The organism is Nonomuraea sp. NPDC051298 (assembly GCF_055586305.1).
The window spans coordinates 20,178-32,970 of the sequence record NZ_JBVJIM010000020.1 but is presented as its reverse complement, the minus strand read 5'-3'; the positions used below and the strand labels follow the sequence as shown (position 1 = coordinate 32,970).

The 12,793-nt window shown below is 68.4% G+C and carries 9 protein-coding genes and 2 pseudogenes; 5 read left to right on the top strand and 6 right to left on the bottom strand.

Annotated elements, in window-relative coordinates; translation table 11 throughout:
• Nucleotides 1-268: 268 nt before the first annotated feature.
• The gene (locus ACZ6S0_RS39505) at nt 269-418 is read left to right on the top strand and encodes a hypothetical protein (protein WP_465924448.1); all 150 of its coding nucleotides are present in this window, start codon (nt 269-271) and stop codon (nt 416-418) included.
• A gap of 47 nt (nt 419-465) precedes the next feature.
• Nucleotides 466-1,377, top strand: a complete 912-nt coding sequence (locus ACZ6S0_RS39500; RefSeq protein ID WP_465924447.1) for a phosphotransferase family protein — start codon at nt 466-468, stop codon at nt 1,375-1,377.
• Between the two features lie 103 nt (nt 1,378-1,480).
• Here ACZ6S0_RS39500 and ACZ6S0_RS39495 read toward each other — a convergent pair whose 3' ends face one another.
• The 3 genes from ACZ6S0_RS39495 to ACZ6S0_RS39485 all read right to left on the bottom strand — a co-directional run bounded on the left by ACZ6S0_RS39495 (nt 1,481) and on the right by ACZ6S0_RS39485 (nt 3,340).
• On the bottom strand, nt 1,481-1,738 hold the full coding sequence (locus ACZ6S0_RS39495; protein ID WP_465924446.1) for a hypothetical protein: 258 nt from the start codon (nt 1,736-1,738) through the stop codon (nt 1,481-1,483).
• A 115-nt stretch (nt 1,739-1,853) separates the two neighbouring features.
• Nucleotides 1,854-2,348, bottom strand: coding sequence for a hypothetical protein (locus ACZ6S0_RS39490; RefSeq protein WP_465924445.1), 495 nt, complete (start codon nt 2,346-2,348; stop codon nt 1,854-1,856).
• Nucleotides 2,345-3,340: a hypothetical protein gene (locus tag ACZ6S0_RS39485; RefSeq protein ID WP_465924444.1), complete on the bottom strand. Its 996-nt coding sequence runs from the start codon at nt 3,338-3,340 to the stop codon at nt 2,345-2,347. The genes ACZ6S0_RS39490 and ACZ6S0_RS39485 overlap by 4 nt, the downstream gene beginning before the upstream one ends.
• 119 nt (nt 3,341-3,459) lie before the next feature.
• Here ACZ6S0_RS39485 and ACZ6S0_RS39480 point away from each other — a divergent pair.
• Together ACZ6S0_RS39480 and ACZ6S0_RS39475 are read left to right on the top strand one after the other, a co-directional pair.
• Nucleotides 3,460-3,774, top strand: a pseudogene (locus tag ACZ6S0_RS39480) (DUF6004 family protein); the annotation flags it as partial.
• An 18-nt stretch (nt 3,775-3,792) separates the two neighbouring features.
• Nucleotides 3,793-4,230 (top strand): annotated as a pseudogene (locus ACZ6S0_RS39475) (transposase); the annotation flags it as partial.
• 8 nt (nt 4,231-4,238) lie between these two features.
• On the opposite strand, the gene ACZ6S0_RS39470 reads toward ACZ6S0_RS39475, so the two are convergent.
• The 3 genes from ACZ6S0_RS39470 to ACZ6S0_RS39460 are packed head-to-tail and all read right to left on the bottom strand — an operon-like array spanning nt 4,239 to nt 11,202.
• Complete coding sequence (locus ACZ6S0_RS39470; protein ID WP_465924443.1) at nt 4,239-8,249, bottom strand: non-ribosomal peptide synthetase; 4,011 nt, start codon at nt 8,247-8,249, stop codon at nt 4,239-4,241.
• Nucleotides 8,246-9,460: a cytochrome P450 gene (locus ACZ6S0_RS39465; RefSeq protein WP_465924442.1), complete on the bottom strand. Its 1,215-nt coding sequence runs from the start codon at nt 9,458-9,460 to the stop codon at nt 8,246-8,248. The genes ACZ6S0_RS39470 and ACZ6S0_RS39465 overlap by 4 nt, the downstream gene beginning before the upstream one ends.
• Nucleotides 9,457-11,202, bottom strand: a complete 1,746-nt coding sequence (locus ACZ6S0_RS39460) for a non-ribosomal peptide synthetase (RefSeq protein ID WP_465924441.1) — start codon at nt 11,200-11,202, stop codon at nt 9,457-9,459. Before ACZ6S0_RS39460 ends, ACZ6S0_RS39465 begins: the two co-directional genes overlap by 4 nt.
• A gap of 310 nt (nt 11,203-11,512) precedes the next feature.
• Between ACZ6S0_RS39460 and ACZ6S0_RS39455 the strand changes: the two genes are divergently transcribed.
• On the top strand, nt 11,513-12,748 hold the full coding sequence (locus ACZ6S0_RS39455) for an MFS transporter (RefSeq protein WP_465924440.1): 1,236 nt from the start codon (nt 11,513-11,515) through the stop codon (nt 12,746-12,748).
• The last annotated feature ends 45 nt before the right edge of the window (nt 12,749-12,793 follow it).

Below are 12,793 nucleotides of genomic sequence, written 5' to 3'. Positions count from 1 at the left end.
GAGCTCTGCAGGTGGGACCAGCTTCACGTTTCTGCGGCCAGGCACGGCAGCCGCGCGGCCTGCCTACTTGCCTGAGCGAAATAGCTGGTCAGCTGCTTGAAGGTCTGTCAGGCACGTAAGGCAAGTAGGTTGGCCATGGCTGTCGCGCGTGGCCCGCAGGAACCGTGATGCGGGTTCCTCCCTGCGGGGCTCGATCCCCGGACGGTGCTGATGGCTTCGGCTTAATATTCGCTGTGCCCGGGGTGATGCGTGTTCGTAGGATCCGTGCATGACGGACGAAAACGAGCGTGCCGTGCAAGCGGCTATCGATGGTGAGTTGCGGCTTCTAACTTGGGGCACTGCGCCAGCTCCCGAGATCGGGCGCGAGGAGCTGTTCCGGTTCTTCGCCCTCCGTCCGGATGATGAGGTGGCACGGTGACAAACCACGATGAGGCGGCGGCTGTCCGACCGTTGACACTGGCTTGGGTGAGCCGGCACCTGGAGGTCGGCGAACGGATCGTCGAAACCGCGGCGCTGCACGGCGGCATCACTGCCGAGATGCGGAGGCTGACCATCGGCACGCGGCACGGAGGCACCCGTGACCTGGTGCTGCGGAGCTTCGTCGACCCGTTCCATGGGGGGTGGGCCGAGGCCTCGCTGAACAGGGAGGCCAGCGCCCTGGCCCTGCTCACGGGGACCGACGTGCCGGCTCCTGGACTGGTCGCGGTTGACCCGACCGCCGCGCATTGCGAGTATCCCTCGCTCCTCATGACACATCTGGCGGGCCGGACGGTCCTCGACGATGAGGGATTGGAGACACGCGTCCCTCTGCTGGCCCGTCAACTCGCGGCGATCCATGCGCTGCGGCCCGCCGAGCGGCCCCGGAAGTATGTGACGCTGACGACCGCCGACACCGTCGTGGTTCCGAAGGGCGCCGACGCGGCGGCATGGGCCGCGGCAATCGACGTGATCCGCAAGCCGGCGCCGCCCTATGAAGGACGATTCCTGCACCGGGACTTCCACCCCGGCAACGTGCTGTTCGACATGTCGCCCCCAAGCCCGGCAGGTCCGCGGATCACCGGCGTCGTCGACTGGGCAGCGACCTGTTGGGGCCCGGCAGATCTCGACGTGGCGCACTGCTCCACCAATCTCGCCCTGCTGCACGGCCCGGCGTGGGGTCTGCGGTTCGCTGAGGCGTATCAGGAGGCCGGCGGTGTGCTGGCCGCGGCCGCGAGCGAGCGGCTGTACTGGCAGGTGCGGGACGGGCTGGCGTTCTCAGAAGAAGTGCAGTTGGTGTCGCAGCCATGGAGGGAGGCAGGGAGGACAGAGCTGACGACGCGTGCCGTGGAGGAGCGGCTGGATGCCTATGTCACCGCCCTGATGGACGCACTGGCCTGAGCCAGGGCGGTCCGGGGCGGCCCTCGGCGCGGTGGGCACCAGGATTTTGCGGCCGATGCGCAGCGCGGGCAGAAATCTGATCACAGCATCAACACAGCAGCCCTCAGACCAGGAGACCCAGGGTTTCGGGCGCTTCCCAGGCCGTCACATGCCGCTCAGGGTCAGTTTCCTGCTGCGCGAACTGGTTGATCACGTCGGCGAGAGCTTGCCGGTCCTGCTCGGACAACTCCTGCAGGAGGACGGCCACCGGCTCGATCACCTGCATCGTGGCCTCGGGCGCGATGGCGTCGTCGTCGCTGAGGTCCAGTCTGATGACGACCTCGGTGAGGGCTTTGGCGAGGGTGCGTTCGAGCGGGGTCATGACGGGGGTTCCTTGGTTGGTCGTGGGTGTGCGGCGTGCCCGGGGGCGGCTGCCCGCGATGATGGTCCCGCTCAGCCCGTTGCCGGCTCGGTGAGCCGGGCTTCGAGATCTGCGATCATCTGTGCGAGCAGGCTGGTGTTCTCGCGCCGGACCGCCTGCGGGCCGAGCTTGTCGATGCCGGCGAGGCGATGGAGCAGGGGTTGGCGGCCTCGAAGGTGGTGGCGCGGTGCATGTCCTTGACCGACGTCATCGCCGCGTGGGCGGCGGACATGGCGTCGCGGGCGCTGAACTCGTCGCCGTGCCCTGAGCGCATGTAGCGGGTGACCCAGACCCGGCGCCGGTCAGGGCCGCGCCGGGCGGGGTCGGCTGAGGGCTGGAACCTTTCCAGGCGGTCGCCCCGGTTGGCCGCGATCACCCGGACGATCCGGACGGCCTGCCGCAGCCGGTGACCGTCGGGGATCCCGACGCCGGTGGCGATGTCGGCGTAGCTGACCTCGCGCCCGTGGTTGCCGCGCAGCCAGATCATCACGTCGGCGACGTCGTTCTCGGCCTGTGTCCAGTCCAGCGCGTCGCGCCCTGATGCCCGTGGGGATGCCCGCCGTCCGCTCACAGCAGCCCGCCGCTCTCGTCCAGGAACGCCGCCAGCGCCGCGTCGTCCAGGGCGGAGCCGGTGGCCAGGTCCCGGACGGCGGTGATGGTCGCCTCGGCGCCGTCGCAGAGCTCGGCGATGGCCTGGGCGCGGTCGGTGGTGAAGCGGATCTGCTGCTTGTGCAGCAGCGACAGCGCCCGCGAGGCGGCCATGCGGATCTCGGCCATGGCGTGGAAGACGTCCATGGACGCATCCGCCTCGGTTCCGTCGCCGGCCGCCCGGGCCTGGGCGGCGATCGCCTCCCGCTCGCGGCGCAGGGCCTCGTCGTACTCGCGTTGCCGCCGGCTGGTGACGTCGGTGGCCGCGGCGCGGTCGGCCGCGTCAGCGGCCGACTGGCGGGCCTCGAACTCCTGCAGAGCCTCCCGCGCCGCCGCTCGGGTGCCCTCATCGGCCAGCAGCGCGGTCTTGACCGCTGTCGGATGGCCGATGACGTAGGTGATGGCCGACGGGCGGGTGCCGGACTTCTCCGCCTCCCGCTCGATCGCCTCGCGCCGCTCGGCCGAGAGGCGTCTGGCATCCAAGCTGCGGTAGTAGCCGTCCTGGCCGAAGAACGGACACTGCTCGGTGTCGGGAAGTTCGATGTCCGTGCCCGGCTGCAGGTCGGTGGCGGGCGGAACGACGCCGTCGGTGGCAAGCCGGTTCCATGCCTCCCAATAGGCCATGACGCGCTTGGCGCTGGTGCCGGCCCGGCGGGCGAACTCCCGGGCGCTGATGCGGCGGAAGGTGTTTCGGTCGAAACACCTGGACTGATGTTCGAGTCGGACACCGTTGCCGTCGCCGGGTTCGACTCGTCTGGCGACCAGATAGGCCATCAGCCACGGGCCTTTGCGCTCCAGGGTGGCGAACTGGGCGATGTCGGCGCCGAGGGCCTCCTCGCCGTCGTCGTTGCCGTCGTCGCCGATGGCCTGCTCGGGCAGGTCCCCGCCCGCAGCGCTGCCCGTCACGTCGCTCATCGTCTCGCCCCTCACGTGGTCACGGGGTTCAGCTACGAACGTGAGAACCGCACCCAGGTGCTGACCAGCCCGTTCCTGCCCAACACCGGCCAGGTCCGGTAGATCCTGCCGGCAGGAACTTCCCTGCGGAACTGCACCTGCAACACTTCGGCAGCCTGGAGCGCAGCACCCTGCGGCTGGCGCACCGCAACGCCATCGACCTGCCCGGGACCATCGACCACGTTCCCCCGTTCACCAAGCCGCTCACCGGGCCGCACCTCGGCAGCCCTCGCGGCGACGGCCCGTTCGATGTCGCCCCGACACCGAACGCGCTGTGCGCCACCACCCCCGCCCGAGTGGTATCCGGCCAACGAGGGGGCACTGGCACTGGCAGGCTTCATCGATCCACTGATCTGTATTCCTCGCCGGTGTGCCGTAGGCTTCACCCTCTGTGATCACGGAAGCCGTCGGGGGCCGCGGTGGCCGCCGAACTTTAAGAAGATCGGCACCGCGCCCAGCGCCGAAGCCGCCTTCGACGCCCTGGCCGACTTCAGCACCTCCACCTGGGGCCAAAGGTATCCGCAGGCGGCCCGCGTGTTCGAGACGACCTGGGACCGCTTCACCCGCTCTTCGCCTTCACTCCCGAAGCTCGCTGGCTGTTCTACACCACCAACGGCATCGAGTCCCTGAACTACCAGCCACGCAAGGCCGCCAAGGCCCGCAGGCACTTCCCCGGAGACGACGCCGTAGTCAAACCACTGTGGCTGCCATCATCAACATCGAGGACAACGCCCCCGCGAACGCGCCACGCACAAGAAGACAACCCGCGAGATCAAGAACGTGCCCAGCATCGCCCGCCTCATCAAGGGCAACGCACCGAGGGGGTGCCATATCCGCTCGTGGCGTTGGACTGCCCCGGTCAGCCGAACCTTCCGGGACTGAGGACGAGGCCGGCCAGATCGCGCGCCAGCCCGGTGACGATGGGCTGGCGGATGATGTCGTAGTGCCCGCCTTCGATGCGGTCCTCGCGCACCGTGGCGCGGGTGTGCCTGTTCCAGTCGGTTTTCGTGATGAGTTGCTGGTCCAACGAATCTCCTGCCCACACCACCCACAGGGGCGCTTCGACGATGCCCGGGCGCCAGCCGGCGAACAGCCAGTTGTGCAGGCTGGCCACCACGGCGCGGTCGGCCAGGGCCTGGCGCTCCATGTCGGGGCGCACTCCCCACAAAGCCGCAGCTGTGTCGAGCGCCCAGGAGCCGGCGTCGCGGCCTGTGCAGGCATCACCATCGGTACGGTACTCGGCGCGCAGCCGATCGCGTACCTGCTTCGACAGTGCGGCTCTGCGTGGTGCCAGTGAGCTCAGGACGGACAGTGCACCAGTGGAGAAGTCAGGTGCCGCCGGACGGCGAGCCTTGGGGGCCACCCCGGTGTCCCAGATGGACACTGAACGGACCGGCACGCCTATCTCCTCCAGTTCCCGGGCCACGGCGTGGGCCAGGAGTCCGCCGAGTGACCAGCCGATCAGATGGCAGCCGCGGCCGCCGACGAGTGGCCGGATGTCCTCTGCATAGGTCCGCACCATCGCCTCTGGTGTCGGCCAGGTCGTCCGCGTGCGCGCGTTGGTGAGCCCGTCGAACACGCCGTAGACCGTCTTGGCCGCGGGCAGCGCATCCACCAGTTCCCGATAGGCATGTACATCGCCTCCTAGCGGATGCAGGCAAAACAGCGGCGTCTGATCGTGGGCCGCGGTGGCCAGTTCGATGACGTGTCCGCCCGCCGTCGGTGTTCGAGGTGCCATCGGGGTGCCGCGTAGTTCGGCGGCGAGCTGGCGTGGTGTCGGGCCGCGGTCGAGCGACGCGAACGTCGCGGCCGTGCCGAACTCGCGCCGGAGCCGGGCGATCAGCCGGGCCGCGAGCAGCGAGTGGCCGCCTAGTTCGAAGAAGTGAGATCGCGCATGCGCCTGGGGCAGTCCGAGGACGTCGCACCAGATTTCGACCAGTCGTCGTTCCACGTCATCGGCGGGCGGTTCGGGCGCGACGAGGGTGGTTCCCGGCAGGGACAGCCGCTCGCGGGCGCACAGGTCCAGCAGCGCCCGATGATCCACCTTGCCGATGACAGTCGCGGGGATGGTGGCCAGGTGGGAAATCCGGGCGGGGATCATGTGCTCGGGCAGGAACCGGCGCAGATGTCCGATCAGTTCCGCGGCGTCAGCCTCCCGGGAGGGCACCACGAACGCGTGCAGGGACGGCCCTTGCGGGTCTTCGGCGTCGAGAATCGTCACGGCCCTGGTCACCGCCGGATGGGCTTCCAGCCGCGCAGTGATCTCGCCCAGCTCGACGCGGTTCCCGCGGATTTTCACCTGGTCGTCGAGCCGGCCCAGGTACTCGACGACGCCACCTTCGGCGATCCGTACCTTGTCGCCTGACCGATACACCCGGACGGTCTCGTCGGACGGGCCCCAGGGCACATCCAGGAAACGTTCCGCGGTCAGGTCTGGGCGCCTCAAATAGCCCAGAGCGACTCCCCCGCCGCCGATGTACAACTCACCGATCGCGCCGCGCGGCACCAGTCGTCGTTTGTCGTCGGCGACGTATAGCGAGACGCCCGGAAGCGGCCTGCCGATGGACGGGCGCCGTGCGATCGCGTTGACGGGCTGGCAGGTCGCGTTGATCGTGCATTCGGTTGGGCCGTAGGCGTTGAAGACGCCCAAGTGCCGCGCTTCGGTCAGGGCCTGCCAGAGCGCGGGCGGCAGGGCCTCCCCGCCGGGGACGAGCCGGCGCAGTTTCAGGTCACGGCGGGTGAGCAGGCCTGCATCCACCAGCACCTGCAGGTGCGAGGGGATGCATTCCAGAAAGGTGGTTCCCGTTTCGGCGAGATAGTCGATCATTGCGTCCGGGTCCAGCCGCGCCGAGGCGGGCACGATGGCGAGGGTGGCGCCGTTGAGCAGCGCCAGCACTTGCTGGACGGTGACGTCGAAGATGAGCGGGGCGTTGAGCGAGACCACTTCGTCGCTCCAGTCCCGCACGCCGTAGGTCTCTCGCAGCCCGGCCATGAAGCCGAGCACGTTCGCGTGTGTGATGAGCGTCCCCTTGGGCGCGCCCGTCGTGCCCGAGGTATAGATCACATAGGCGACGTCCTGCGGATGGGTCCGCCGGGGCTCGCCACCGAAGCCGTCGGTCTTCGTGAAGTCGATCACGTGTGCGCCGCAGGCGCCGAAGTCCGCTGGACCGAGCACGACGTCGACGCCTGCGTCGGCAAGCACATGGCGGTTGCGTTCCTTGGGCAGGACGGGATCGATCGGCACATACGCGCATCGGGCGAGCCAGATGCCAAGGAGAGCAGCGATGGAGTGGACGGACCGGTCCGCCACGAGGCCGATGAGGGAGCCGGCGGGCAGGCCCCGCTCGACGAGCGTGCCCGCACACGCCTCGGCCAGGCGGCTCAGCTCGGTGAAGGTGATCGCGTCGTCCGCCGTGCGCACCGCGATGCGCTCGCCGTACCCTGGCAGTGCCCTGATCAGGTCGCTTGTGGGCGGCCGGGCATCCTGGGGCGACGACCCTGTCATAGTCGCGGCACGCCGGTCACCGAGCAGGTCGAGATCGGCGACGGGTGCGCCCGGCACCCGTTCCCCGGCGCTGATCAGGGTGAACAAGGCGTCCGCAGCCCCCCTTACCCAGTCCCGGTCAAACAGCGCGGTGTCGTACTCGACCACCAGGCGCAACTGGTCCGCGGTGCGCAGGAAGAACCACGTCAGGCCGAACTTCGCCTGCTTGTCCGCCAGGCTCTTGGCCTCGACTGTCACGCCGCCCCACCGGCGGTGCGCGGAGGGTGACGATTGCAGCTCCACGGCGACGTCGAACAGCACGCCGCGGCGGCCCGCACGCTGCTGGGCCACTACGCGGTCGAACGGCACGTCGTCGTGCGACAACGCGCCGTTCACCGTCTCGCGAGCCCGTGCGAGGGCGACGCCGAACGAAGGGTTGTCGGCCAGATCGGTGTGCAGGGCGACGGTGTTGACGAAGAACCCGACGGCGGATTCGAACTCCGGCCGTTTGCGGTTGAGCGTCGTGGTTCCCAGCACGACATCGGCGTCACCCGAGTAGCGCCAGAGGAGGATCTGCACGGCCGCCTGCAGGACGGCGAACGTGGACACGTCGAATCGGCTGGACAGTGCGTCGATGGCGGCGACGCACGAGGAGGGCGGCTCGAAGTCGGCTGTTGCCGCCAGGCCCGCTCCCGCCCCGCCCATGGGGGGCGTGGCCAGCGACGATCTCTGCGCCGGGTCGGCGGGCAGCGCCGTCCGCCAGTAGCTGAGTTGAGCTTCGACCAGTTCCGGGGTCAGCGTCTGTCGCTGCCAGCGGGTGAAGTCGCCGAATTGGGCGGCTGGGGCCGAGGCCGTCCAGCCTCCTGTACGGGAGATCGACTCGTACGCCTGCGCAAGTTCGCGCTCCACGATGTCCAGGGACCAGCCGTCGACGGCGATGTGGTGGAAGGCAAGGAGCAGGACGTGTTCGTCGTCCGAGACGCGCAGCAGGCGTGCCCGCATCGGCCGCTCGCGCCGTAGGTCGAAGGGCGCGAGCGTGAACTCCCGTGCCAGGGCCGCGACGTCCCCGCTCGCGTGCTCGACACGGGACAGGATGGGATCGGGATCCAGGACGAGCTGGTACACGGCGTCGGCGTGTTCGAGGAAGACGGTGCGCAGAGCCTCGTGCCTCTGCACCAGCGCGTTGACCGCCTCGATCAGCGCGGCGGTGTCCAGCCGTCCCCGCACATGCAGGCAGCGTGACACGTTGTAGGCGTTCGAGCCGGGGTCGAGCTCCTGGTCGATCCATAACCGAAGCTGGTTGGGGGCGATCGGCTCCAGATGCCGTACCAGCAGATCGAGCTGGCTGTCGCTGAGGCGCGCCAGCGCGTTGTCGACGTAGGTCATCCGATCTCCACGGGCAGATGGGTGATCCCCAGGATGAAGTTGGACCGCAACCGGCGTGCGCTGCCTGCGGGCCTGAACGCGACGCCCATCGCGAGCAGCCGCTCGAACAGCAGCGACAGCTCGGCCTGGGCGATCGGTGCCCCGATGCATCGGTGCAGGCCGGCTCCGTAAGCGAGATGCCGGTTCGGGGTTCGCGTCACATCGAATCGGGCCGCGTCGGGGAACTGTGTCTCATCTCGGTTGGCGGAGAAGTTCCACAGGGTCACCGACTCGCCCGCGCGGATCAGCGTGCCCTGTACCTCCACGTCCCGGCGGGCCATCCGCTGCACATAGGCGTTGGTCGAGCTGTAGCGCAGTATCTCGTTCAGCGCGGTGTCCAGCGCCGCGGGCGTGCGCAGCAGCAGGTCGTACTGCGCCGGATTGTCCATGAGGTCCAGCAAGCCGGTGCACGCCGTGTAGGAGGAGGTTTCGTTGCCGCCGACGGCGACGTTCATGCAGTTGTAGAGGATTTCCTCCTCGCGCATGCGGCGGCCGTTGATCTCGGCGGTCAGCAGCATGCTGGCCAGGTCGTCGCGGGGGCTGCGCCTGCGCTCGGCCAGGACGTCGGCGAGGAACTCGAAGATCTCGGCCTGCAGCCAGGCCAGCCGCAGCCGGACGTCCCCGCCGGTGTCGACGAACACTTCGTCGCGGAAGCCCACCATCTTGCGGGTGAGGCCGATGAGTTCGTGCGCCTCGCCGTGACCGATCCCCATGATCACCATCAGCGCGCCTGCGGGCAGTTCGGTGGCGATCTCGGTGGCGAAGTCGCAGCCGCCGGCGGCCACCGCACGCTCGACGGCGTGATCGAGGAGCCGGTGGACCTGCTCTCGTACGCGTGCGGCCACGGCAGCGGACATCGCCGGCTGAATGGCCTGCTTGAGCATGCGGTGCCGGGGCAGATCGGTGGCCACCATCATCTGGCCCGCCGCCGAGTCCTCCGTGCTGCCGAAGGAGCCGCCGAGGATCGCTCCCCGGGTCGAGCCGAAGATCTCGTGGTTGCGGTAGGCCCACAGGACATTCTCGTAGGTGGTCAGCGCGTAGAAGCGGCTGCCGTCAGGGGCGATGTTCTCGTACACGGGGTGCTGCACGCGTAGCCGGGCGAACAGCTTGGGATGCTCATTGCGGACGAAGACGTCGACGTCGGTCAGGTCGATGGTGGTCGTGCGGCTCACCGCGCGTCACCGGCGAGGGCGTCGTCGATCAGCTCGTCCATGACACGGACAAGGTCCGCCAGAACCGTGTTGCGCAGCAGCACCTGATGCTCGAGCTCGATGCCGAGGTCGCGGCTGATGCGGCGCTGGGCGCGGAATGCCTGCAGCGAGTGTCCTCCCAGGGCGAAGAAGTCGTCGTCGAGGCCGACGCGTTCGACCCCGAGCAGGTCCTGCCACAACCGCGCCAGGTACTGGGCGGTCTCGCTCTGTGGCGGCCGGAAGTCGTCGTCGCGTTCGCGCTGCGTGGCCAGCAGGACCCGCAGCGCGTCCAGGTCGCGCTTGCCGTGGTCGGTCGCGGGGATGCTGGGCAGGGCGACCATGTCGCTGGGCACCAGGTAATCGGGCAGTTCGGCTTCGGCATGGACACGCAGTTCGCGCAGCGGCAGTGCGCCGTCGAGCACGACGAAGGCGATCAGGCGGCGGTCTTCGCCCTCTCCCTCGGGCAGGACGACGGCGTCGCTGACCTCGGGATGGCGGCGCAGGGCGCGCTCGGCCTCGCCGGGTTCGACCCGGTAGCCGCGCACCTTCACCTGGTCGTCCGCTCTGCCCATGAACAGCAGGACGCCGTCGCCGCGTTGCCGGACGAGGTCTCCGGTCCGGTAGAGACGGCCAGCTCCAGGCATCGTGACGAAGCGTTCGCTGGTCTCCAGCGGCGCGCCGAGATAGCCGCGGGCCACACCCGGGCCACCGACCAGGAGTTCGCCGACTTCACCTGAGGCGACCGGTGACAGATCAGGGCGGACGATGCGTAAGGTCACGCCGTCCAGCGGGCGGCCGATGGGGATGCTGTCTCCCGTGGTGTCCTCCGCCGTCACGAGATGCGCGGTGCACGCCGTGGTGATCTCGGCCGGGCCGTAGAGGTTGTACAGCTCGCCGGTGAAAGCCCCTGCGAGCAGATCGCGGCAGGTCGAGGGCAGCAGGACGTCGCCGCCGGCCTGCAGGACACGCAACGGGGCGAAGGCGTCACGATCCTCTCTGACCACATGGTTGACCACCATGGTCGGCACCAGCATCGCTGAGATGCGAAAGCGCCGCATCTGACGCTGGAAGTCGGCGGCGAGCAGATCTGGTACGGCCGGCAGGGTCACGATCTGCGCGCCCGCTGCGATGGCGGACCACAGCTCGAAGTGGAAGGCGTCGAAGGACACGCTGGAGATCTGGCCCACCCGGTCCTGCGCGGTCAGACGCGGCAGCGATGGGTTGGTCGCGAAGGAGAGGATGTTGCGATGCTCCAGCACGATCGCCTTCGGCATTCCGGACGATCCGGACGTGAACAGCACCGATGCCGCGTTGGACGGCGCCACCACCGGGGCCTGCACCGCGCCGGCGGGATGGAGGTGGTCCAGGCGCAGGACCTCGGGCACCACGTCACGCAACGGCTCTGCGAAGGCGTTCTCCGTGACTGCCACCCGCACGCCCCCTGCGCGCAGCATCAGGTCACGACGGGCGTCGGGATAGCGGGTGTCCACAGCGACATATGCGGCGCCCGCCTTGAGCACGCCGAGGACGACGGCTATCAGGTCGGCTGATCTACGGAGGTGGACGCCTACGCGGTCCTCCACCTCGACCCCGCGCCTGCGCAGTGCCGCCGCCACGGCGTCGGAGCGTTCGTTGAGTTGCTCGTAGGTCAGCGCCTGCGCGTCATCCCGGACGGCGATTCGGTCGGGATGACGGCGCGTTGTCGCGCCGAAGAGTTCTGTCAAGGTGGACGCGACCACCGGGGACGCTATTTGCTCGGGATTTCCCACAGTTCATCTCCATTGCCGCCCGGGCCGCGGGATACGCCACGCGGCCGCCTCTCCAAGCCTGGTTTCAACAGGGGACATTTCATTTACCGACGGCTGACAGCGGTAGTTTACGCACCACCGCGAAGCGTTCAATGTGAGGCATGTCACACTTATTGACTGCGCCGGAATGTTTAGCTCGGAAGGGGTTGACACTCGTAGCACGTGCAGGGCTACCTTGATGCTTGATCGCGGGAGGCTGTGTGTTTAAATCGTCGAGGCGGAAAACGTGATCGGACGTTCTCACGTCTTTCTGGCCGCCACTTTCCTGTCCACGTTCGGTGACATTCTCGCCGTGACGGCCATCCCGTTCGGGGTTGGCGTGGAGACCGGCAGAATAGAATTCAGCATCATATTCTGGCTCGTTCCGGCACTGGCCGTGCTCGCCGCGAGCCTTTTCGGGAAACGGATCGGCAGGCGCACGGGGAGCGCGCGAGTGGATTACGCGCGACTGCTGATGGCCATCGCCGTCATGGAGATCGCGATCTCGCTGTTGTCCGTACAGTTCCGCGACCGATCGGCGACCCTGCTGATCTGCATCCTCTTCGTCGCGCTCTACGCGTTCGCGAAGGAAGGAATTCCGCGCATCCTCTATCAGGTCGCGGTGTACCGGTATTTCGTCGAGGCGGAAGAGTACTCAAAATTGGCCGGCCGCAAGGCGGCACTGGACATCGTGGCGGCTCTGGGCGCAGTGCTGACCGCATCGGCTGTGGTGGCCTCGGGCACCTGGCGTTACGTTCTGCTGTTCGACGCGCTGACGTTCGTGGTGTTGTCGCTGACGATTCTGCGCCTGGGCCGCGATCCGAGTCCTGCCGCGCCTGTGAAAGACCATTCGCCGACCGCCTCCTCACGTGTCAATGCATTGCGGCCGGCCCTGCTCTCCATCCTCGTGGCCGTCCCGCTCTTTCACGGAGTGAATGCCGCGTTCGTCAACTATCTCCCGCTGGTCAATGAGCAGCTCAGCGTCATGGCCGCGACCACGAGCCTGACGCTGCTGGCCGTGCTGCGGGCGCCGGGGATGTTGCTTGGTCTGTTCTTCGACCGGATCAGGAAATGGGTGGCGCCCAGGGTGTGGGCGGTCGCCCTGCCCACGGCGTACGTGGTGGCGGCGGCCAGCTATCTCGCCGTACCCAACGCGTGGTCGGTCTACGCGCTGCTGCTGCTCGGCGGACTCAACGTCGGGGTGTTCAGCCCGGCGGACGCCACCATCCGCAACTCCATCCCCGCAGAGCACTTGGTCGGCTTCAACGTCATCGTCCTGCGCTGGCTCGGTGTCTTCCAGGCCGTGTCCTGTGTCGGCGCGATGCTCGTGTTCTCAGCGCAGGACCTCGACCTGCGCTGGCTGAGCGTCCTCGTCGGGGCGTCAGTGCTGGGAGCCCTGCTGCTGCCGGCCGTGCACTCCCGGCACCCTCTCCTGCGCAGGCCGCGAGCGGGTGCCCAACCATCGGTGGAGGTCTCGACGTGAGCGATCAGAGCTCCGGGCGACTGGCACAATTACGCGAACGAACCC

Excerpts from the sequence above, each read along its gene's own strand:
- ACZ6S0_RS39505 (WP_465924448.1), top strand. The coding sequence starts at position 269 with ATGACGGACGAAAACGAGCGTGCCGTGCAAGCGGCTATCGATGGTGAG.
- ACZ6S0_RS39495 (WP_465924446.1), bottom strand. The coding sequence starts at position 1,738 with ATGACCCCGCTCGAACGCACCCTCGCCAAAGCCCTCACCGAGGTCGTC.
- ACZ6S0_RS39485 (WP_465924444.1), bottom strand. The coding sequence starts at position 3,340 with ATGAGCGACGTGACGGGCAGCGCTGCGGGCGGGGACCTGCCCGAGCAG.
- ACZ6S0_RS39470 (WP_465924443.1), bottom strand. The coding sequence starts at position 8,249 with ATGACCTACGTCGACAACGCGCTGGCGCGCCTCAGCGACAGCCAGCTC.